The 21,267-nt window shown below is 65.3% G+C and carries 21 protein-coding genes; 7 read left to right on the top strand and 14 right to left on the bottom strand.

The window, feature by feature from the left end; genetic code table 11:
* Positions 1-19: 19 nt before the first annotated feature.
* Both aceB and aceA read right to left on the bottom strand, forming a co-directional pair.
* Positions 20-1,672: a malate synthase A gene (gene aceB, locus CXQ88_RS05660; protein WP_104043188.1), complete on the bottom strand. Its 1,653-nt coding sequence runs from the start codon at positions 1,670-1,672 to the stop codon at positions 20-22.
* Between the two features lie 155 nt (positions 1,673-1,827).
* Positions 1,828-3,156 (bottom strand): isocitrate lyase, encoded by a 1,329-nt coding sequence (gene aceA / locus CXQ88_RS05655; RefSeq protein ID WP_104043187.1) that lies wholly within the window; start codon positions 3,154-3,156, stop codon positions 1,828-1,830.
* A 153-nt stretch (positions 3,157-3,309) separates the two neighbouring features.
* Between aceA and CXQ88_RS05650 the strand changes: the two genes are divergently transcribed.
* Positions 3,310-4,824 (top strand): XRE family transcriptional regulator, encoded by a 1,515-nt coding sequence (locus CXQ88_RS05650; protein ID WP_104043186.1) that lies wholly within the window; start codon positions 3,310-3,312, stop codon positions 4,822-4,824.
* A gap of 340 nt (positions 4,825-5,164) precedes the next feature.
* On the top strand, positions 5,165-6,385 hold the full coding sequence (locus tag CXQ88_RS05640) for a serpin family protein (protein ID WP_104043386.1): 1,221 nt from the start codon (positions 5,165-5,167) through the stop codon (positions 6,383-6,385).
* Between the two features lie 12 nt (positions 6,386-6,397).
* On the opposite strand, the gene CXQ88_RS05635 is transcribed toward CXQ88_RS05640, so the two are convergent.
* From CXQ88_RS05635 to CXQ88_RS05620, 4 genes are read right to left on the bottom strand one after another with little or no spacing between them, the layout of a single operon-like run.
* A complete protein-coding gene (locus tag CXQ88_RS05635) occupies positions 6,398-7,255 on the bottom strand; it encodes a hydroxymethylpyrimidine/phosphomethylpyrimidine kinase (protein ID WP_104043184.1) in 858 nt (285 codons plus the stop codon).
* The gene (locus CXQ88_RS05630) at positions 7,252-7,539 is read right to left on the bottom strand and encodes a hypothetical protein (protein WP_104043183.1); all 288 of its coding nucleotides are present in this window, start codon (positions 7,537-7,539) and stop codon (positions 7,252-7,254) included. The genes CXQ88_RS05635 and CXQ88_RS05630 overlap by 4 nt, the downstream gene beginning before the upstream one ends.
* Entirely contained in the window at positions 7,536-8,453 is a 918-nt protein-coding gene (locus CXQ88_RS05625) for a TIGR01777 family oxidoreductase (protein WP_104043182.1), read from the bottom strand. The genes CXQ88_RS05630 and CXQ88_RS05625 overlap by 4 nt, the downstream gene beginning before the upstream one ends.
* A gap of 27 nt (positions 8,454-8,480) precedes the next feature.
* Positions 8,481-9,134: a TetR family transcriptional regulator gene (locus CXQ88_RS05620; RefSeq protein ID WP_104043181.1), complete on the bottom strand. Its 654-nt coding sequence runs from the start codon at positions 9,132-9,134 to the stop codon at positions 8,481-8,483.
* A 184-nt stretch (positions 9,135-9,318) separates the two neighbouring features.
* Between CXQ88_RS05620 and CXQ88_RS05615 the strand changes: the two genes are divergently transcribed.
* Positions 9,319-10,047, top strand: a complete 729-nt coding sequence (locus tag CXQ88_RS05615; protein WP_104043180.1) for a queuosine precursor transporter — start codon at positions 9,319-9,321, stop codon at positions 10,045-10,047.
* Here CXQ88_RS05615 and CXQ88_RS05610 read toward each other — a convergent pair.
* From CXQ88_RS05610 to CXQ88_RS05585, 6 genes are all read right to left on the bottom strand, one after another.
* Positions 10,004-10,861, bottom strand: coding sequence for a hypothetical protein (locus tag CXQ88_RS05610; protein ID WP_181037429.1), 858 nt, complete (start codon positions 10,859-10,861; stop codon positions 10,004-10,006). The two genes, CXQ88_RS05615 and CXQ88_RS05610, sit on opposite strands and share 44 nt — an antisense overlap.
* Positions 10,862-10,990: 129 nt before the next feature.
* Complete coding sequence (gene tgt / locus CXQ88_RS05605; protein ID WP_104043385.1) at positions 10,991-12,310, bottom strand: tRNA guanosine(34) transglycosylase Tgt; 1,320 nt, start codon at positions 12,308-12,310, stop codon at positions 10,991-10,993.
* A gap of 74 nt (positions 12,311-12,384) precedes the next feature.
* Positions 12,385-13,110 carry a hypothetical protein gene (locus CXQ88_RS05600; protein ID WP_104043179.1) on the bottom strand — a complete coding sequence of 242 codons (726 nt, stop codon included), beginning with the start codon at positions 13,108-13,110 and terminating at the stop codon, positions 12,385-12,387.
* A 47-nt stretch (positions 13,111-13,157) separates the two neighbouring features.
* Entirely contained in the window at positions 13,158-14,156 is a 999-nt protein-coding gene (locus CXQ88_RS05595) for a DUF6707 family protein (RefSeq protein ID WP_104043178.1), read from the bottom strand.
* A gap of 87 nt (positions 14,157-14,243) precedes the next feature.
* Complete coding sequence (locus CXQ88_RS05590; RefSeq protein ID WP_104043177.1) at positions 14,244-14,783, bottom strand: NUDIX hydrolase family protein; 540 nt, start codon at positions 14,781-14,783, stop codon at positions 14,244-14,246.
* A 9-nt stretch (positions 14,784-14,792) separates the two neighbouring features.
* A complete protein-coding gene (locus tag CXQ88_RS05585) occupies positions 14,793-15,527 on the bottom strand; it encodes a hypothetical protein (RefSeq protein WP_104043176.1) in 735 nt (244 codons plus the stop codon).
* A 104-nt stretch (positions 15,528-15,631) separates the two neighbouring features.
* Between CXQ88_RS05585 and CXQ88_RS05580 the strand changes: the two genes are divergently transcribed.
* Positions 15,632-16,237, top strand: a complete 606-nt coding sequence (locus tag CXQ88_RS05580) for a YdeI/OmpD-associated family protein (RefSeq protein ID WP_104043175.1) — start codon at positions 15,632-15,634, stop codon at positions 16,235-16,237.
* Here the strand turns inward: CXQ88_RS05580 and CXQ88_RS05575 are convergent.
* Positions 16,229-17,461, bottom strand: a complete 1,233-nt coding sequence (locus CXQ88_RS05575) for a glycoside hydrolase family 76 protein (RefSeq protein ID WP_104043174.1) — start codon at positions 17,459-17,461, stop codon at positions 16,229-16,231. The genes CXQ88_RS05580 and CXQ88_RS05575 overlap by 9 nt on opposite strands.
* Before the next feature lie 135 nt (positions 17,462-17,596).
* Here CXQ88_RS05575 and CXQ88_RS05570 point away from each other — a divergent pair, with 135 nt between their 5' ends.
* Complete coding sequence (locus CXQ88_RS05570; protein WP_104043173.1) at positions 17,597-18,448, top strand: SDR family NAD(P)-dependent oxidoreductase; 852 nt, start codon at positions 17,597-17,599, stop codon at positions 18,446-18,448.
* Positions 18,445-19,668 carry an acyl-CoA dehydrogenase family protein gene (locus tag CXQ88_RS05565; protein ID WP_104043172.1) on the top strand — a complete coding sequence of 408 codons (1,224 nt, stop codon included), beginning with the start codon at positions 18,445-18,447 and terminating at the stop codon, positions 19,666-19,668. Before CXQ88_RS05570 ends, CXQ88_RS05565 begins: the two co-directional genes overlap by 4 nt.
* Here the strand turns inward: CXQ88_RS05565 and CXQ88_RS05560 are convergent.
* Positions 19,665-20,492 carry a DUF1684 domain-containing protein gene (locus tag CXQ88_RS05560; protein ID WP_104043171.1) on the bottom strand — a complete coding sequence of 276 codons (828 nt, stop codon included), beginning with the start codon at positions 20,490-20,492 and terminating at the stop codon, positions 19,665-19,667. The genes CXQ88_RS05565 and CXQ88_RS05560 overlap by 4 nt on opposite strands.
* Before the next feature lie 117 nt (positions 20,493-20,609).
* On the opposite strand from CXQ88_RS05560, the gene CXQ88_RS05555 reads away from it, so the two are divergent.
* A complete protein-coding gene (locus CXQ88_RS05555) occupies positions 20,610-21,161 on the top strand; it encodes a hypothetical protein (protein WP_104043384.1) in 552 nt (183 codons plus the stop codon).
* The last annotated feature ends 106 nt before the right edge of the window (positions 21,162-21,267 follow it).

Raw genomic sequence — 21,267 nt, 5'->3', positions numbered from 1 at the left:
TGGAAGGTTACCCGGATGGTTATGCCGCGGCGAGCTCTTCCACCGATGCCCGTTCACGGGCTTCGGTGAGGTAGCGGGCGTAGGCGGGGAGGGTGAGGAACGACGGGAAGTCCTGGGCGAGGGTGACTTCCTCAAAGATGTCGCGGGCGTCTTCGAAGCGGTCGCCGTCGAAGCGTTCCAGACGTGCAAATTCCTCGTCCAGGAGCTCTTCAATCCAGTGGTGGGTGATGATTTCGCCGTGGTCGGTGATGGCCCGGGCGTAAATCCACTGCCAGAGTTGTGAGCGGGAGATCTCGGCGGTGGCGGCGTCTTCCATGAGGTTGTGGATGGCCACCGCGCCGTTGCCCCGGAGCCAGGATTCGATGTAGCGGATGCCCACTTCGATGTTGTTCCGGATGCCCTGTTCGGTGATGGTGCCTTCGGTGGCGGCAACGTTGATCAGGGCGCGGTCATCGGGGGTGACGTCCTCGCGGGCCCGGTCCAGCTGGTTGGGCTTTTCGCCGAGGACGTTGTCGAAGACCTCGCGGCAGACGGGCACGAGGTCCGGGTGGGCTACCCAGGAACCGTCGAAACCGTCGTTGGCCTCGCGGGTCTTGTCGGCACGGACCTTTTCAAGGGCGTTGGTGTTTGCTGCTTCGTCCTTGCGGTTGGGGACGGCTGCTGCCATGCCGCCGATGGCCATGGCGCCGCGCCTATGGCAGGCCCGCACGAGCTGTTCGGTGTAGGCGCGCATGAAGGGGGCGGTCATGGTCACCTGGGCCCGGTCCGGGAGGACGAAACGGGGGCCGCGGGTGCGGAAGTTTTTGATCAGGGAGAAGATGTAGTCCCAGCGGCCGGCGTTCAGGCCGGCGGCGTGATCGCGCAGTTCGTAGAGGATTTCCTCCATTTCGAACGCGGCGGTGATGGTCTCGATCAGCACGGTGGCGCGGATGGTGCCCTGGGGGAGGCCGAGGAGGTCCTGGGCGAGGATGAAGATGTCGTTCCAGAGCCGGGCTTCGAGGTGGTTTTCGATCTTGGGCAGGTAGAAGTACGGGCCTTTGCCCTGGGCGAGCAGGCGGCGGGCGTTGTGGAAGAAGAACAGGCCGAAGTCCACGATGCCCCCGGCGACGGGCGCGCCGTCGATGAGCATGTGCTTTTCGGGCAGGTGCCAGCCGCGGGGTCGGACCACGATGGTGGGCAGTTCCCCGGCCGGGCGGAGCTTGTATTCCTTGCCCTCTTCGGTGGTGAAGTCGATCCGGCGTTCCAAGGCGTCGGTGAGGTTCAGCTGACCCTTGATCACGTTCCGCCAGGTGGGGGTGGAGGAGTCCTCCATGTCCGCGAGCCACACCTTGGCGCCGGAGTTCAGGGCGTTAATGGTCATCTTCTGGTCCACCGGCCCGGTGATCTCCACGCGGCGGTCCTCGAAGCCCGGGGCTGGGGGAGCGACCCGCCACGACGGGTCGTTCCGGATGCCCTCGGTCTCGGGCAGGAACCGGGGATCAGCACCGCCGGCAATCTCAGCCCGCCGTGTACGCCGGGCCTGCAACAGTTCCTGCCGCCGGTCAGCAGTAGCCCGGTGCAGCTTCGCAACGAACTCAAGAGCGTCCGGAGTGAGCACCTCGTTCTGCCGGCAAATGGGCTGAGCGGTCAAGGTAATGCCATTGATGGTGAAGCTGTCAGTAAAGCTATTCATGTCAAGATCTCCTGAAAGTACTCCGTTGCCCCATCACTTTTGTTTGCCGAAACGGCTTGATGAGGACCAAAAGTGATAGAGCAACAGGTGGGGAAAGTGGGGCCACGGCCGCCGGGTTCCCTCGCGAGCTTGCGAGCGGAGGGGGCGGCTGGGGATTAGTGGAATTGGCCTTCTTCGGTGGATCCCACCAAGGCGAGGGTGGAGGCGTTCGGGTTGAGCGCGGTGGCGATGTCGTCGAAGTAGCCGGTGCCGACTTCGCGCTGGTGCTTGGTTGCGGTGTAGCCGCGGGATTCGGAGGCGAATTCCTTTTCCTGGAGTTCGACGTAGGCGCTCATGCCTTTCCGGGCGTAGCCGTGGGCGAGATCGAACATCGAGTAGTTCAGGGCATGGAAGCCGGCCAGGGTGATGAACTGGAACGTGAAGCCCATGGCGCCAAGTTCACGCTGGAACTTCGCGATGGTGGCATCGTCCAGGTGCTTGCGCCAGTTGAACGACGGCGAGCAGTTATAGGAGAGCATCTGGTCCGGGAACTCGGCCTTGACGGCCTCGGCGAACCTGCGGGCCAGCTCCAGGTCCGGGGTGCCCGTCTCCATCCAGATCAGGTCCGAGTAGGGGGCGTAGGCCTTGGCGCGGGCGATGCAGGGTTCGATGCCGTTGCGGACCTTGTAGAAGCCCTCGGCGGTGCGCTCGCCGGTGATGAATTCCTGGTCGCGGGGATCGACGTCGGAGGTGATCAGTGTGGCTGCCTCGGCGTCGGTGCGGGCAATGACGACGGAAGGGGTGCCGGCGACGTCGGCCGCGAGGCGGGCAGCGTTCAGGGTCCGGACGTGCTGCTGGGTGGGGATCAGGACCTTGCCGCCGAGGTGGCCGCACTTCTTTTCGGAGGCGAGCTGGTCTTCCCAGTGCACGCCTGATGCGCCGGCCTGGATCATCGATTTCATCAGCTCGTAAGCGTTCAGCGGGCCGCCGAAGCCGGCTTCGGCGTCGGCAACGATTGGGACCAGCCAGTCCTCGACGGTCTGGATGCCCTCGGAGAATTCGATCTGGTCGGCCCGGAGCAGTGCGTTGTTGATCCGGCGGACCACGGTGGGGACGGAGTTGGCCGGGTAGAGGGACTGGTCCGGGTAGGTGTGGCCTGAGTTGTTGGCGTCCGCGGCGACCTGCCAGCCGGAGAGGTAGATGGCGCGGAGCCCGGCCTTGACCTGCTGCACGGCCTGGTTGCCGGTCAGGGCGCCGAGGGCGTTGGTATAACCGCCGGTCTTCTGCTCTTCGGTGAGCTGCTTCCAGAGCTTCTCGGCGCCGCGGCGGGCGAGAGTGTGTTCTTCGGAGACGCGGCCGCGGAGACGGACGACGTCGGAGGCTGAGTAGTCACGGGTCACACCTTCCCAGCGGGGGTCGGCGGCCCACTCGAGCTCCAGGGCGGCAGCCTGCGATGTTGTGTCCTGGCCGGACGGCTGCTGGTTCGGCTCAAATGCTGCAGTCATCGTTGATCTCCTTGATTGAGCTCCGGTGTTTTATGGCTGGCGGGGCTGCCCCGTTGCAGTCCCGGCCGGCTTTTCCCGGTGCGGCGTTTCTTTCCGTGAAGACCACTTTTCTGCATTTACAACAGCCTTTCTAGGCAAAAACTATGGAAAGAAATGCAGTTCTTCACGTATTCTTCAAAAATGTCGCCTTCAAGCTGGAACAGGGAAGTTTTGCAGCCGCCGTCCCCGGGGACGGCGGCGGAACTGGACGTCATATCACTCGGCCGCCGCGTACGCCATCTGCGCAAACAAGCCGGGCTTACCCTCGAAGGCCTGAGCGCCGCCGTCGGGACAGCCCCCAGCCAGCTGAGCCTCATCGAAAATGGAAAGCGGGAACCCAAGCTCGGGCTCCTCCAGCACTTGGCGTCCGCACTCAACGTCAGCATCGATCAGCTGCTCGGAGCCGAACCGCCCAGCCGCCGGGCCGCCCTGGAGATCGAGCTTGAGCGGTATCAGCGCGGACCCCTCTACGATTCCCTGAACCTGCCGAAAATCCGCATCAGCTCGCGGCTTCCGCTGGACGTGCTCGAGGCCCAGGTGGGGCTGCTGCAGGAACTCGAACGCAAGATGAACGAGCAGGTCGCCACCCCCGAGGAAGCCCGCAGGGCCAACGGTGAACTGCGGGCCATGATGCGGGAGCGGGGGAACTATTTCCCTGAGTACGAGGCCGAGGCACAGAAGGTCCTCAAGGAGGTGGGCTACACCACCGGGCCGCTGAGCCAGCACGTGATCGCGGACATCGCGGAGCACCTCGGTTTCTCCCTGCATCATGTGGGCGACCTGCCCCATTCCACCCGCTCCGTCACGGATTTGAAGAACCGCAGAATTTACCTGACCCAGAGCCAGCGTCAGGACCACGATCCGCGCTCGGTGCTGCTGCAGGCCCTTGGCCACTACGTGCTGGGGCACGAGACGCCCCGTAACTACGGTGATTTCCTCGCCCAGCGTGTGGCCACCAACTATTTTGCGGCGGCCCTTCTCCTCCCTGAGCAGGCAACTATGGATTTTCTGCAAAAAGCCAAGGCAGCGAAGGAAATCGCGGTCGAGGACATCCGGGACGCGTTTGCCGTTTCCTACGAAACCGCGGCCCACCGCTTCACCAACCTGGCCACCAAGCATCTGGGCATCACAACGCATTTCCAGAAGACGCACCAGAGCGGGATCATCTACAAGGCATATGAGAACGACGGTGTGAACTTTCCGCAGGACCACACCGGTGCCATCGAGGGTCAGCCATCGTGCAAGGCGTGGACATCGCGGGCGGTGTTCGACGTGCCGGACAAGTTCAGCGCCTACAGCCAGTACACGGATACCCCATCCGGCACGTACTGGTGCACCGCCCGCACAGAACGGTCGGCGAACGGTGAGTTTTCACTGAGCATCGGGGTGCCCTACCAACACGTGAAGTGGTTCCGCGGGCGGGAGACGACGGCGCGGGCTACTTCCAACTGCCCCGACCCCACCTGCTGCAAACGCCCGCCTGAATCCTTGACGTCCGAATGGGCTGGAAACGCCTGGCCGTCTGCCCGAGCCCACTCGCACCTGCTGGCCGCCATGCCGCCGGGCGCGTTCCCCGGCGTCGACGAGACCGAGGTGTACAGCTTCCTGCAGGCGCACTCGGGGACTTAGACGCTCTCTCACTCTCTTCAGGAAGGTGAGAGAGCGTTTCGGCATTTCGTGCATCAAGTGAGAGAGCGTTTTTGTCATCCGTGCAGCGCGCGGTACGCGTCAGCCGCGGCCGGGTGCAACGGGATGCCCGCCGTGTTGATCAAGGTTTCCGGGCGAGGGGATGAAAGCCACTCGGCCGGGGCACCGGCGAGACCTAAATGAGTGCAAAGCGTGACCGTACAGGCATCGCCTCGTGCCGCCGTCGCTGTTTCACTGGGAGGAGGCGGATTTCCGCCATGGTGTGCCGGGGGAGGCAACAGAGGTGTTTCGTTTTCAGCGGATGATGGCGCTGGGTGCTGTGATGGGACTCGCGGCATGTGCAGCCCCGTCGGCTCCGGAGTTGCTCACGGCCGACGGCATCGAGCGGGCCTCGGCGGACCGCGCGGCTTACCCGGACGAACTGGCCATGTTCCGGACTTCCGCACTGAGGCTGGGCGACGCACTCCTGGCCAGCGAAGAGGGGAACGTCATCGCATCGCCGGGCAGCCTGCTGATCGCCCTGGCCATGCTCCGGGCCGGCGCATCCGGGGAGGCCGCCGCAGAAATGGACGCCGTGCTGGGACTGCCGGAAGCGGACCGGGACGAAGCCATGAACGCGCTGCTGGCGTCCCTGGAAGAGTACGACGGCGACCCCGGCTCAGTGGACGAGGACAACCCGCCTGCCAAACCGCTGGTGCATACTGCCAACGGCCTGTTTGTGGACAGAGACGTTCCGACCGGCCGGGGCTACCTGGAGACGCTTGCGAAGCACTACGGGACAGGCGTGCATCCCGTGGATTTCCGGGACCAGGCAGTCACCGCACCAGCGATCGACGCGTGGGTCAACAAAAACACCGGCGGCCGGATTGAAAAAGCGCCGGCTCCCTACGACCCCAACAACACCTTCAGCCTGCTCAACAGCGTCTACTTCGCTGCCGCCTGGGACATTCCGTTCGACGCGGAGGCGACGTCGGATGAACCATTCGCCACGGCCGATGGCACGGTTGATGTCCCGATGATGCACGGGCTGCAGGAAATGGCCTACGCCGAGGGCCCGGGCTGGCAGGCCGTTGACCTCCCGTATGGTGAGGGTTTTGTGATGCGGCTGGTGCTTCCTGCCAAGGATTCCGACGGCGGCGCCGGCACCCTCAACGCGGACCGGCTGGCGGAGGTGGCACTTGCCCTTGAAGCTGCGGACCCCGAGGACGTTGACCTGGCACTGCCCACCTGGGACCACAAGAGCCATTTTGACGTCCGGGCCATCCTTGAGCAGCTTGGACTGCAGAAGACCCTGAGTACCACCAGTGATTTCGACACCATCCAGCCGGGGCTGGTGATCACGCAGGCTGCCCAGGACGCGAACATCACCGTGGCGGAGAAAGGGACTGTGGCCGCCGCGGTTACCCAGATCAACGGCATGGCCACGAGCGTTCGGCCCGAGCCGGCGCGGTCCATCAGCTTCGACCGGCCGTTCCACTACCAGATTGTGCATGTCGGGACCGGCCTGCCGCTGTTTATGGGGAAGATCGCGGACCCGCGATAGGGTGAGGATCCGCTAGCGCGTGCCGCCCTGCCAGAGGGCGTCGAACGGAGCCCCGGAGGCCACCCGATTGCGGATTCCGGCGGTGACAAATTCTTTAGCCGCCCGCGCAGCTGCCAGCGGCGTGGCGCCCTTGGCCAGTTCTGCCGTTACCGCCGCCGCGAGCGAGCAGCCGGCGCCGGACACCGCCACCTCGCCCACTTTGGGTGCGCTAAGGACTTCGAGGGTCTCGCCGTCGTAGTAGACATCGACGGCGTCCGGGCCTGCCAGCCGCACCCCGCCCTTGGCCAGCACTGCGGCCCCGCTAAGCTCGTGGATGCGCACGGCCGCGGCCTTCAGGGACTCCACGTCAATGATTTCCAGCCCGGACAGGGACTCGGCTTCGAAGTGGTTCGGCGTGACGAACGTGGCCAGGGGGAGGATCTGCGCCTTCAGTGCCTGGTCGGTGTCCAGAGCGTGCCCGGGCTCCTGGCCCTTGCAGATCAGTACGGGGTCCAGGACCACGTTGCGGAACTGCCCCGCCTCGAGGGCACCCGCTACCGTGCTGATGGTGGCCGGGCTGCCCAGCATGCCGATCTTCACGGTGTCCAGTACGGACGTCGCGCCGGATTCCCGTCCGTAGGCGGCCGTCGTCGCCTCCAGCTGGTCTGCGATCACTTGCTGGTCCACGGGAACAAAGCGATGGTTCCAGCTGTCGTTCGGGTTGAAGGACACGATGCAGGTGAGGTTGGCGATGCCAAAAACGCCGAGCTCCTGGAACGTCTTCAGGTCGGCCTGGGCGCCGGCGCCGCCGGTGGCTTCAGAGCCTGCGATCGTCAGGACGATGGCGGGAGCGGCAGCGGGGGACTGGACATCGGTGGGAACAGAAGTCATGGCTCTATCCTGCCATCCGGCGCCGACCGCCCGCTTTGTGTGTCTGAACAGCTGGCGGGCGTTTCCAATGGCGTGGCTGCCGGCTGGGCTGGCTCTGCTTCCTTCGAGGGCGGGTCGTCGTGGACCGTAACGAGAGTTACCACTGCGGCGCGGCCCAGCGCCGCGCAGACCCCCGCCCACAGGACGAGCCCCCACATCGTGTACCAGCGGACACCTGCAACGGCCAGACTCGCCCCCAGGAAGAAGGCGCCGGGACCGAAGGTCACCCGGAGAGGGCGGGTCACGGTGTGCCTTTGGCGATCTGCAGGAGCGCCCGGCCCAGTTCGGGCTGGCTGTAGACGAAGCCATGGTCCAAGAGCTTCTGCGGCTGAACCCAGCGGCTTTTCAGGACCAACTCGGTCTCTGTCCGGATCAGTCTGGCGCCCAGCCGCAGCAGCCAGGCCGGTGTCGGGACGCCGAATCTGGCCCGATAGGCCCGCCGGACCATGCGCATCAGTTCGCGGTTGTCCACTACATCCGGCGACGCGACATTGACCGGGCCGGTGATGTCTTTCCGGGCATGCACAAAGAGCACGGTTCGGTAGAGGTCCTCGACGTGTATCCAGCTGAATTTCTGTGTGCCGGGGCCCATGCGGCCTCCCAGGCCCAGCCGGGCAAGGTTGGCGAAGGGCCGCAGCGCACCGCCGCCCGGGCCCAGGACGATGGCAATCCGGAGCGGAATCTTCCGCGTCCCGGGCGTGGTGGCAGCTTCCAGTTCCGCTTCCCAGGCACGGGCGACGTCGACCGAAAAGCCCGTCCCCAGCTCGCCGTCGCGTTCGGTTTGGGGGCCGTCCGTGGCGTTGCGGTAAATGGTGCCGGTACTCGCGTTCAGCCAGGTCGACGGCGGCTGACGGCAGAGAGCCACCGCCCGGCGGAGTGCCGCAGTGGTGGAGACCCGCGACTCCATAATGGCTGCCTTGTTCCGGGCGCTGTAGCGGCAGGAGACGGAGCGCCCGGCGAGGTTGACGAGGAGCTCGGTACCGTCGAGCACCCGGGCGAGCCCGGCGTCGTCGTCCTCCCAAGTGGCCGCTGGCGAACTTTTGGCGCCCTTGCGGCCGATAGTGCGCACGGTCCAGCCATCCTGCTCAAGACGCCGCCGGAAGTATGTGCCGATGAAGCCCGAGGCTCCGGCCAGTACCACCGTTCTGGTGCTGCTCATGTTTCCCCCAAATTGTTGTTTCGATACTTAGTTGCGGATGCTGCGGCTCAAGCTGAGGACGTCGTCCTGGATTTTGCTGACGCCGGGAACCCGCGCCAGTGACAGTCCCCGTGCGATCAGGGGAACGGCTCCGTCCACCAGCCGGCGGGTCCGCTGCTGCCCTTCGGACGTGTCGTAGACCCAGAAGAGCGTGATGCCCATGTAGAAAAGCCATAGCAGTTCCGGCAGGTCGGCGCGCAGCTTCTTCGGCGCAGCGGGTTTGGCTCCTTCAACCGCCGTGCGGAAGATAGCCAGGGAGGCCTCGCGTGCTGCTGTTGAGCCGGCCGCAAAAGGGTTCACCGGGGAGGTGGGACGAATGGCCGTTGCCACGAAATCGGCACCGAACCGGTGGTAAGGAGCCATGACGTCCAGGCCGGTATGGAGCACGGCTTTGAGGCGGGCGGAGAGATCGGTGGAGTCTTTGAGCGTCGCGCCGGCCTCGGCTGCATGCTCTGCCTGCACCTGCACGTAGAGCTCATGGACCAGATCGTCCTTGGACGCGAAGTAGTAGTACGCGTTGCCAACAGAGATTCCGGCTTCCGCGGCGATGGCGCGCATGGTGGTCTTCGCGAAGCCGATCTCGCGGAACATCCTCAGGGCCACGTCCGCCACCAGCTGCCGGGTCTGCTCGCTCTTGGTCATGTGGACTCCTTGAGAATCTGAACGTGTTCAATAAGTATGTCACGAATTGAACGTGTTCAGATTTCGGTCTGGCCGGTCTTCGTGCCGTTCGCTTTCGATGGGAGAATTGGGCGGACAGTGCTAATACAGCCGGCGGCCGGCCTCAACCCCGGACGCCGAGCGAACCACTATGAACGGAATCCCCATGCCCTCATCCACAGGCCCAAACGCCCTGCCTGAAACAACCCCGCCAGGCAGCGCGGCCACGTTCGCCTCCATTGGCTCCCCCTACTTCGGGATCATGCTTGCGTCCATGGCGGTATTGCTGATCCTGTCCAACATCGGTGCGTCCAAGGGCGTAGCCATCGGGCCGATCATCACGGACGGCGGCTTCTTCCTCTTCCCGCTGGCATACATCCTGGGCGACGTCATCAGCGAGGTCTATGGCTTCAAGGTGGCTCGCAAGGCCATTCTCACCACGTTCGCGCTGTCTGTTTTCGCATCCCTCTGCTACTGGGTGATCATCGCCCTGCCCGGTTTTGACGACGAGTTCGGAACGTCGAAGCAGGCCGCCCTGGAAGGGGCACTGGGCCCGGTACCTCAGATTGTGCTCGCTTCGCTGCTTGCGTTCCTGGCAGGGCAGACCATCAACTCGTGGATCCTCGTCAGGATGAAGGCCCGCTCGGGTGAGAAGTCCCTGTGGGCGCGGCTTATGGGGTCTTCAGGTGCCGGCGAGTTCGTGGACACCCTCATCTTCTGCAGCATCGCGGCCTCCGTTATTGGCATCACCGACTTCGGGACCTTTGTGAACTACGTGGTGGTGGGCTTCGTGTACAAGACTTTGGTGGAGTTCCTCTTCGTGCCCGTCACGTCGCTGGTCATCGGATGGATCAAGAAGCGCGAGCCGAGCTATGGCGTTCCTGCCGCCGTCTGACCTGCAGCTGCCCGCTCCAGAGTCGCTGGAACAGTGCCGGGCTGCCGGAGGGCTTCAGCGTCCCGGCACTGCGCCGCTCTTCAAACAGGACTTCAGCGGTTGGCCGGTAGTCAAAGTATTTGACCTTCCCGTCAAATTCGAGTGCTACCTTCTGCTCCTTCCACGCAAAGTCAAGGCGGTGCCTGCCCAGCCGGGTTTGCACCTCAACCTGCGGCTCAGGCATGGGAAGTTTCAGCCGCGACAAACGTTCCCGCGTTAGCGTTTCGCCTGCTGACTCGGACCGCGGATCTGCCTTGAGCAAGGCGCTCCGAAGATTCCTGATGCCTGGGCGGCCAGCCAGAGCGTCCGCCATCATATGCACCACGCCCGGCTGCGCACCGAGCCGGAGGGCGTGGTCCATAAGCACCAGTGCCTGGCCGTACTCGAGCATCAGAGCGCAATCCACGGCTGTGCGCTCCAGCGTAGTGACTCTGACCTTGCCCAGAGTCATAACGTCGGCGTCCGTGAAGGGTCCGGTGTGGCCCTGAACATCCTTACCCAGGCGCTCCTTGGAGGGTTTCACCCGCAGCAGGACTTGGATCAGGTCATCCACATTCCAGAGGAACAGGCGGTGCAGCCGTGCGGCAGAGGTGTGGCTGTAAACGTAGCCGCCCGTCGACGTCGTCATTGTCCCGTAGGCATGCGCATGGATCAGCTGGAGGCTGCGGACGGTGGCGGACTGCTTCGCCCAGACATCGGCGCGGACGTAGCAGCCATACCGCAACCGGACCAGGCTGCCGTTGTTCAGCAGACGGCGGATTGCCCGAGAATTCAATCCTTTTTCGTGGAGCTGAGGCACCGTCGCAGTTATGTGCAAAACCCCGGGTCGCTGGAACGGTGCGGGGTAGCCCGAACGCTCCGGCGTCCTGGCAGCTCTCCGGCGATTCCGACGGCGGGGTCAGGCTTAGGCGTAGTACTGTCCCAGCGTCTCGGCTTTGAAATCGAAGAAGGTGCCGGCCTCGATGGCCAGGCGGGCGTCGTCCACCATCTTCACCACGAAACGCTCGTTGTGGATGGAGATCAGGGTGGCGGACAGCATCTCCTTTGCCTTGAACAGGTGGTGGATGTAGGCCCGCGAATAATGGGTGCACGTGTAGCAGCCGCAGCCGTCCTGGAGCGGGCCGAAGTCACGCTTGTACTTGGCGCCGGACAAGTTGAAACGGCCCTGGGGTGTGTAGAACGCCGAGTTCCGCGCTACCCGGGTGGGTGAGACACAGTCGAAGGTGTCGGCGCCGTTCTCGATGGCGGTGAAGATATCGTCCGGCTCCGAAATGCCCAGCAGGTGGCGCGGTTTGTTCTCGGGCAGTTCCTCGTTGCACCACCGGACGATGGTGCCCAGGTTCTCCTTCTCCAGCGCCCCGCCGATGCCGAACCCGTCGAAGGGCATGGCGCCCAGGTCACGGCACGCCTTCCGCCGAAGGTCCTCGTACTGCGCGCCCTGGATTACTCCGAACAGCGCCTGGTACGGCTTGCCCACCCGCGAGGAGGTCAGGCGGAAGTGCTCCTCGATGCAGCGCAACGCCCACTGCCGGGTGCGCTCCAGCGATTCCTCCTGGTAGCCCCGGGAGTTCTGCAAGGTGGTCAGCTCGTCGAACGCGAACATGATGTCCGCGCCGATCTGGTGCTGGACCTGCATGGAAATCTCGGGGGAGAAGCGGTGCTTGTCGCCGTTCAGGTGCGATTTGAACCAGACGCCGTCGTCATCGATGTGGGCGAGACGCTCCTTGCCGGGTGCAACGGAGTCATCCGGGCCTGAAGTGTCAACGGACTTCATATCGATGACCTTTTTGAACCCGGACCCCAAGCTCATCACTTGGAATCCGCCGGAGTCCGTGAAAGTGGGCCCGGACCAGTTCATGAACGCGCCAAGGCCGCCCGCCTCGTCCAGGATGTCGGCGCCCGGCTGCAGGTACAGGTGGTAGGCGTTGGCCAGCAAGGCTTGCGCCCCGAGGTCCGCCATGGACTCGGGCAGCACGGCCTTGACCGTGGCTTTGGTCCCGACGGCGATGAACGCCGGCGTCTGAATCTCACCGTGGGGAGTGGTGATGGTGCCGGTGCGTCCCAGGAAGTGACCGCCGTTGGATGCCACCTGGGCAGCCGACGGAGGGCAGGTCTCGGTAAGGCGCGTACCCACCCGGAACCCGAACTCAGACTGCCGCGCCGCTGCATCCGGCGCCGCCTCGCGGGGGGACGCAGGCCGGGACGAAGGCCCGGTTTCCGTCAGGGCGGCAGAGGGGGAAGGAGCAGAAGCAGGGTTGGCTGGCACCGTACCAGTGTGCCAGCAATCGTGCAGGTCCCTCAGCTCACCGGTTCGGATGTGGGGTAGTTCTCAGCCCGCCACGCGTCCCAGGACGTGCGGATCGCATCAAGCCTGCCGGCACCCAGGCCGTACGTGGAGGCGATCACCAGGGACCCGCCGTCGGGGCGGACGTCGTCGATGGCAAGCTGGTCGGCGACCACCAGGAGGCCGTCACCGTGGTCCGCGTAGCTGTGGACTGTCAGTCCCACCTGGTGGTTGGTCCGGTACCAGACCTTTCCGGAGATCTCCTCACCCGTGGCGAGGGTCAGCTGGTAGTTGTCACCGCGCGCCGGGAGTTCCGTCAGGCCGAGTTTTTCGATTGCAGAGCCGGGTCCGCCCGGTAGCTGCAGGAACAGCGTATGGCGCTTGCCGTGCGGGTGGCGTTCCAGGGTGAAGCGGAGCTGCTGCAGGAATGTGAGCCAGCCCTGGGTGATGTCCTCGTCCCAGGCCGCCCATTCGGAGTTGTGGTCCACGGCAGCCCGCGTCACGCTGACCAGCGTCCCCTGGGGAACCGGCCTCAGCTCGAAGATGTCCCCGCCGTGGACTGTCAGGCTGGTGTGGTCCGGCGCTTCCTCCACGTCAGAGGAGAAGTAGATTTCCTTGATCTCGGCGTCCAGGTCCTCGGCTTGCCAGCCGTGCCATTGAGCGACTTTGGACGGTTCGCGCAGCATTGTCCAGACCTGCGGCGCGTCAGCATTGATCACCACGCTCAGATTGTTAGTCATAGCCCCGAATGTACAACTCCGGCCCGGCGCCGGGTAGGGGGAATTTCTTAGGCGCGGACAGCCTCAAGTTCATTGCTGATGCGGCGCTCCAGTTCGCCCAGCCCGATGGTTTCCGAACCCCCGTGGGCGCGGAGGAACAGCAGGGATTCGAGCCGCAGCAGCCGCCATTCCCGCTCGGCGTCGTGGTTGGAATTGTCGATGGACCGGAAGATTTCCTTGTCGTACAGGTTGGGCTCGTTAAGCGAGCGCTGCCGGACCTTGGCGGCCATCCTGGCCTTGAACGGATCAGTTTCCTGGTTTTCCGGCGTGCGGATCAGCCTCTCGTAGACCTCTGCCCGCTCCTTCTGGCCGTCCTGCCGGCAGATGTAGCTGGACAGCGCCAGGGACGCCTCCACGGAGGCCCACCGGCCGGGATTCCCGTCGTACGGCAGGACGTTCAGCAGGTCCGCGACAGCAAGGGAGCCGTCGGCGTCCTTGAGGGTGATGAAGAGTTCGTGCGCCAGATCGCTGAGGTCCTTGAGGCAGCTGCCCGACTTGAAGTTCACGCCCTTCGCCAGCCGGTCAGCCAGCAGCAGCACTCCCATCGCGTCCGGGTGCGCTTCCGCCGCGGCTTCCACCACCGATTCCGGCGTACCCTCCGGAGCCGGGATCAATGCGAGTTCCTCCTCGCTGGGGCCACTGGCCGCCGGCGGAACAGGGGGCAGGGGAGGTACGACGACGGCAGGAGCCACTGGTGCCGCAGCGGGGGTCCCGCCGGGCTGCTCCCGCCGGGCCTCCTCAGAAGGTTCCGCCGGCAGCGGAAGCTGCCTCACGGCGTCGGCCTCTCCGTCGGTGACCCTCACGGTGGTGCCCACGGCGATGCGCAGTGTGCCGCCGCCGGCAAGGCTGGCCAGTACCAGCGCGGGCGCGCCGAAATCGTCCGATTCCAGCTCCACCTGATGGATCTCCGCCGTCCGTTCACCGTCGGGCAGGAGGATGTGGGTGCCGGTGGTCAGGGATCCAGCCTGCTGTTCACGATGGTGCCGGGCGGCTGGTGTTTCGGTCATGGGAGTCCTTAAGTTCTCTTGCGGTCCGCCCTACAGTCTACAAAGGAGGGTGCCGGAAGTCGGGGACGCCGGGTGCGGCCGAGGGTGTCAGAACCCCACGCCGGCGAAAGCCAGGGCCTGCCGGATGAGACCGCCGCGCCCACCGGTGAACTCCACCTGAACGCCGGGACTGAGCACTTCCTCGGGGGTCATCCACGTAAGTTCAAGGGCGTCCTGGCGGGGCTCGCATTCGCCCGTCACGGGAATCACGTAGGCCAGGGAGACGGCGTGTTGGCGCTCATCCGTGAAGCCGGTCTGGGACGGGGCCGGGAAGTACTCCGCCACGGTGAAGGGGACCGGGCTGATGGGCAGTTGCGGGAACGCCAGCGGGCCAAGGTCCTTCTCCATATGCCGGAGAAGGGCCGCGCGGATGGTCTCCCGGTAGATGACGCGGCCGGAAACGAGGGACCGGACCATGGTGCCGTCCTCGTCCGCCTGGAGGAGGGTTCCGACTTCATTGACGAAGCCCAGCGGATCCAGCCGGACGGGCACTGCCTCGACGTAAACCATGGGCAGCCGCCCGCGCGCCTCAAAGAGGTCTTCTTCGGAGAGCCAGCCGGGATTCGGGTCAGGGGTGCGCACGTTCATGGTTAAGTTCTACCGCATGGGACGCCGCTCGGAGATCCATACCGTGGCTGGCACGTGGGGCGCGGCGGCGCCGGCATCCGGGTTGGGCACGTGGAGAGTGCTGCCAAACGCCTCCTCGGTAATGATCGCCTCCAACCCGGCGGAGGCGAGGCGTTCCCGCAGCGGCTCGAGGCCGCCGTCGTACTCAAAGCCGAGCCCGGATCGCGGAGTCCCGGACGCCGGACGCACCAGAAGCACCCCGCCATTCTTGGCCGTAAAGTCGGCGGTTTCGTCAGCGTCCGGCACGGGACGCGGGCGGGCGCCGACGTGCCGCAGCGTCTGCGAAGCGGAGGTGGGGTCCTCCGTCAGCCAGACCCCGACGACGGCGAGGGCCGGATCAGCATCTCCTCCCGGCCCGTCGGGGGCGGCTGGGTCAGCCAGGAAGCTGAAACCGTCCGGCGCGGTGATTTTGCAGGTTTCCCCGTGGTCTGCGGTGATGATTTCCGCGGGCGTGGTTCCGTCATCCGCCGCCGAGAGGTTGGTGCGGCGGGCGAACTCAGCCACATCACCCACCTCCACGGCCAACGCTGTGGTTCCGTCTTCGGCTGCGCCTTCCGGTACGCCGTGGAGGGCCAGGCGGCCTGAACCGGCGTCGAACACCTGCCACCCGGGCGAATTCTCCGTGCGGGCCAGGCCCAGGGCCGTGAGCAGCTGTTCCCAGGCTTCGATCCTGGAGGTGAAATGAAGCGGACGGACGCGGAGCATGGCTTCTCCTTGCATAGTCATGGGACTTTGGTGCCATCCTGCCACGTGGTCCGCCGGGTGTCGCCGCGCTTGTGCTGCCGGGTTGCAGGAGCAGAATAGGGGCCATGGCTGTTGAACTCGAGGAACTGCTGGTTCCGGACGCTCCTGCGTGGCGCAGCTGGCTGGAGGAAAACCACAAAACCAGCCCCGGTGTATGGCTTGTCCTGCACAAAAAGGGCGGACAGGTTACCCAGCTGGACTATGCCGCGGCGCTGGATGAGGCGCTGTGCTTCGGCTGGATTGACGGCCAGGCCAGGCGCCGGGACGGTGAAAGTTCCTTCCAGCGGATGACGCCCCGGGGACCCAAAAGCCCCTGGTCGGCACGGAACGTCACATACGTGGCGCGGCTGGAGTCCGAGGGCCGGATGACTGATGCCGGGTGGGCGGCGGTGAATGCGGCCAAGGAAGACGGCCGCTGGGACAGGGCCTACGAGGGGCAGGCGGCAGCCGAAGTGCCGGCGGACCTGGCAGCTGCGATTGCCGCGGTTCCTGCAGCCCAGGCGATGTTCGACGTCCTCACCAGGACCAACCGGTTCGCCCTGATCTACCGGACCAACTCGGTGAAGCAGGCCGCGACCCGGGAGCGGAAAATCGCCGGGTTCGTGGACATGCTGGCCCGCGGCGAGGCGCCCTACCCGCAGAAGAAACGCCCGCCGGGGGTGTCACAGTGATTGTTCGGCCATGCTAATCGAAGCGGCTGCCTCGATAGCCATCCAGGCCTGCAGTTGGGTGGAGAGCTCGACGACGGTTCCGGGCGGGTAGGTGACGGCGGCCGGTTCGGCGGCGTGCATCGAGAAGATTGGCCTTCCGGCCTGCCCCCTGTGAAGTGGCCCATCGCCGGGGCCGGCAGGCCGCTTTCCCTCCCAAAACGCCCCGGCAGTGTCTAACACCAGGCGGGCAGCGGCAGCCCGGGTCCGTTCAGGAAGCCGGGGATCGGCTGCGGCGAGGGCAAGGTAACGGCACAGGATCCCGGTGAAGAGGCCGCCGTCGCCCGTTCCCTCGCAGCGCAGGACCTTTCGGGGAGCACCCGCGGCACTCACCGCCGCCGGGGCGCGTAGCGGAACGGTCAGCAGCCGGTCCACCCCCGCCACCAGTTCTGCCGCCCTGGTGAGGTTCCTGTCCCCGCCGAGCTCAAGCAGCACTCCCAAAACCGGGCCCTGGTTGTAGGTGTAGACCGCCCTGTCGATGATCACGTTCCCTTCCGGGCTGAGCCGGGCGCCGTCCAAGTACAAGCCCTGGTCCGGATCGAAGAGGGTGGCGTCCAGCCAGTCCAGCAGCGTCTGCGCCTTCTCAACGCGGCCGGTGCGGGCATAAAAGAGCGCAATGGGTGCCGTTGCCGGCGTGTTCTTGAAGTCCCGTTTTTTGCTCCAGAAAGCACCTCCGCCCATGTCAGCGGTGCAGGCGGCGTCGAACTGACGGGTGAGTGATTCGCGCACGCGTGCATTGCGCCGCCGCCCTGGCTTGCACGCCTCCTCTGCCAGCTTGTCGAGCCGGAGGGCGGCGAGGGCGAGCCAGGCCATGTCGTCGTAGTAGTTGTTGACGAACGTGAAGGCGTTGCGCAACCACATTCCGAGCACCAGCCGGGAGGACAGCCGCCCCGCGCTGGGCTTGCCGGGACCGTCGAACCGTGATGCCGGAGTGGCGCCCTTCCCCAGTTCCCGCCGGCCCGCATCCACCAGGCAGTCAACATAGTGGGCCTGCCACCAGTAGTGCCAGGGCTGGAGCAGTGTGCCCTTCAGGCCGTGTCGCCAGGCAGGGGCGGGCCACTTTACCTCCGCGAGGTGCGTGCCCGGCAGGAAGAACAGCTTCTTCCCGAAAAGTGCGGTAACCGAGCGGGCGGCCATGTTGGCCCTTTCCTGCCAGTCAACGGGAGAAGAAGCATCCGCAGAAGTCATGGCTTCCACCCTAGCCGGGGACAACGGCGTGCCGGCGGAGGGCCGGTAATGCGGATTCAATGCAATTTCAGTTAACATTCACTAACTAATGCTTCGCAGTTTCCTGCGGAAGCGGTCTCGCATCGAGGAGGATGTATGGACGTCACTGGCAGCGTGGCGCTGGTTACCGGAGGGGCATCGGGCCTGGGCGCCGCCACGGCCCGGAGGCTGTTCGACGGCGGAGCAACAGTTGTGCTTGTTGACCTTCCCTCCTCAGCAGGCGAGGCCTTCGCGGCGGAGCTGAACAGCGGGGCGCTGAACAGTGCGGCTTTGAACAGCGGTGGCAACCACCAGGACGGCGGCCCCAGAGAAAGCCCGGTAAAGTCGGCTGTTTTTGTGCCCGCGGACGTGACGAGCCAAGCTGAGGTCCAGGCCGCCGTCGACGCCGCCACGGCACTCGGCCCATTGAGGATCGTGGTCAACTGCGCCGGCATCGCCACCCCCGGCAAGGTGCTGGGCCGGGAGGGTGTGCTTCCGTTGGAGGCCTTCAACCGGGTCATCCAGGTCAACCTGGTGGGGACCTTCAATGTGGTCCGCCTCGCAGCAGCGGCGATGGTTGCCACCGAGCCGGCCACCACAGAACTGGGCGGACCCGAGCGGGGCGTCATCATCAACACTGCTTCCGTGGCCGCTTTTGAGGGACAGATCGGCCAGCCCGCCTACGCTGCTTCCAAAGGCGCAGTCGCAGCCATGACCCTGCCCATCGCACGGGAACTCGCGCGCTCGCTGGTGCGGGTGGTCACCATAGCTCCCGGGATCTTCGAAACGCCCATGATGGCCGGGCTGCCGCAAGAAGCACAGGATTCCCTGGGTGCCCAGGTGCCGCACCCCTCCCGGCTGGGCAAGCCTGACGAATACGCCAGCCTGGTGGCGCACATCGTGGACAACGCCATGCTGAACGGCGAAACCATCCGCCTCGACGGCGCCATCCGGATGGGACCGAAATGACTACCGCTGCCCATCAAGCCGCTGAAACAATGTCCAGCTTGCCCTCGGCGGACTTCTTCGCGGTCGAATCCTTGCTGAACCAGGCCGAACGGGACAAGCTGGCCGAACTGCGCGGGTTCCTGGCAGCGGAGATCGCCCCCTTCGCGGGGGACTGGTGGAACAAGGCAGAATTTCCGGCGCACATCCTGCCCAAACTGGCCGCCCTGCAGCTGAGCACCCCGGCGCAGCGCGGCTACAGCCACTTGTTCGCCGGACTGGTGATCGCCGAGATGACGCGCGTGGACACCTCGATCGCCACCTTCTTCCTGGTCCATCACGACCTTTTTGTTGAGTCCCTGTACGCCTTCGGCTCCGCCGACCAACGGCACCGGCTGCTCGAGGACGCCTCCAACCTGCGCATCACCGGCGCCTTCGCGCTGACGGAACCGGACCACGGCTCGGACGTGGCCCGGGGCATGGAGACCCGTGCCCGGAGGATCTCGTCTGCCACGGGAAAGCCCGACGACGGCGGCGACACCTGGGTGCTGAACGGGGCAAAGCGGTGGATCGGCAACGGGACGTTCTGCGACTACGTGCTGGTCTGGGCCAGGGACGAGGCCGACGGATCAGTGCGGGGCTTCATCGTGGACGCCACCCTGCCCGGTGTCAGCCGGTCCCGGATCGAAAACAAGATAGCCCTGCGGACCGTCCAGAACGCCGACATTGTCCTTGAAAACGTCCGGGTGGCGGAGGCTGACCGCTTCGCCGCCATCAGCAGCTTCGAGGACACCAACGAGCTGCTGCGCGGCTCCCGCATCATGGTTGCGTGGCAGGCCGTGGGCCAGCAGCTGGCGGCGTTCGACGTTGCCCGGCAGTACGCCGTCGAACGCCACCAGTTCGGGCGCCCGCTGGCGCAGTTCCAGCTCATCCAGCAACAGCTCGTGACCATGCTCGGCAACACTGTGGCGAGCATGGGCATGATGGTGGGCCTTGCCAGGCTCCAGGACGAAGGGGTCGCCGACATGCCGCAGGTGGCGCTGGCCAAGTCCTACCTCAGCGCCCGGATGCGGGAGTCGGTGGCGCTGGGCCGGTCAATCCTGGGTGGGAACGGCATTGTGACCGATTACCGGATGGCGAAGATTTTCTCGGACGCCGAAGCCATCTACACCTATGAAGGATCGTTCGAGATCAACACCCTGATTGTGGGCCGTGCCGTCACCGGCATTTCGGCCATCGTCTAGTCCTCGGCAGGATACGGCTGCATCTCGCCGGCCTCAACCCGCACGTCCAGCGAATTGTTCTTCACGGGCATGGGGCAGGTGCCGTAGGGGGTGAAGGCACTGGGGTAATTGATGGCGCGGTTGAAATCGAGGACCACGGACCCGTCCGGCCGGGGCCGGGGCACAGCGAGTTTGCGCCAGTCATCGGTGGTGTCGCCGTTCGTTTCATCGTGGAACGTCACGGTCAGGGCGCCGAGCTTTTCCTCCTCCGCCTGCAGCCGGAACTCGTGGCCGCTGCCGGGAAGGCGGAACACAACCTCGCCCACCGTGCGGTGGATGCCGTCCACCAACGGGTTGGCTGTCGCGATGGGCACCTCCACGGGCTCGGGGTAGGGTTCGAACCTCCCGGTCACCTCCCACAGGGGGTCGTACCCATAGGTGGGAACGCCGTCGAATCCGGTAAAAACGGGGGAGCCTGCGTCCCGGGTGCGGACGGCGTACCTGCCTCCGCGCATGGCCAGCTCAACCACAACCTGCGTCCCGCCCGCGCCGCCGAACTGGACCCACATCAGCGACTCCTCATCGGCGAGGGCCGCGGAGACAGTCCCCTTGAGCGCTTCGCCCGTATCCACCAGGGACAGCCCGTCAGCCGGCACTGCGGTGAGTACCGCCGTCGTACCGTCCGTTGACCACAGCCCGGGCACCAGCTCGACGGCGGCGGGGGAGTCCTCCAGCCACTGGAAGGAGGTGAGGGTCAGCCAGCCGTGGCGGGCGGCGAGGGCCTTGTTCCGGTTGTCGCGGAAGCGCTGCCAGCGCTCCACCTTGGCGGCGGGAATGGTGCTCATGGTTCCTTCCAGAGGTCTCCTTGCCCCGGCTACAACTGCAAGGAGCTCTCCTTCATTCCGAAGCAGAGCCGGGGCGGATGCATAGAACAACGTGGTCCGCACTGTTGAATGGATGCTGTGGACCTACTTGCGGGAGTCAGCAGCGACTGGCTCAAATACCTGACCTGGATCGTGGCACTGGCTTTCGCGGCCGTGGTGCTGCTGTTGCGGCGGCCTTGGCGTCCGGATCTGGCCCTGTTCGCCGGCGTGCACGTATTCATTGCAGCCAGCCTAGCCGCTGGCATCTACGTACTGAATCATTTGGGCGAAGGCCGCTGGGGCGGCGATAAGGAAGCCAAGCTCGATCCGCCGTCGCTCTCGGAAACGCCCATGATAGGGCAGTTCCTGGAACCGCTGGACGGGACGCTCAGCGGCGTTGCCGACGTCGTCAACGAGTTCGTGGAATTCCGCGCCGCACTTCCGGTGGCGCTGGACTTTTTTGTTGCGGCCGGCTGGGCCCTTGCTGCCGCTGCACCGGCCGGCCTGTGCGTCCTTATCGGCAACGCTTGGGAAACCAAACGTCGCAAGGCTGAATTTGCTGCCTCCAGGAGGGAGCTTGCACAGCTGCGGGCGGAGCTTGAGAGCGTGAAGCAGCATGTCGGCTATCGTTCCGGTGCTGACATTATCTGAGACGGATTCCCGCGGGGCCCCGGACTGCGGGTAGCATCTTTAGCTAGTAACGTGGCTCACAGTATCCAGCGCAGTGTACGAGCCAAGTCCGAAACCCTCGAAAGAT

Source organism: Arthrobacter sp. ZGTC412 (assembly GCF_002929215.1).
Taxonomy (GTDB): Bacteria; Actinomycetota; Actinomycetes; order Actinomycetales; family Micrococcaceae; genus Arthrobacter.
The sequence above is the reverse complement of the archived record's forward strand: the minus strand, read 5'-3'. Positions and strand labels throughout refer to the sequence as shown.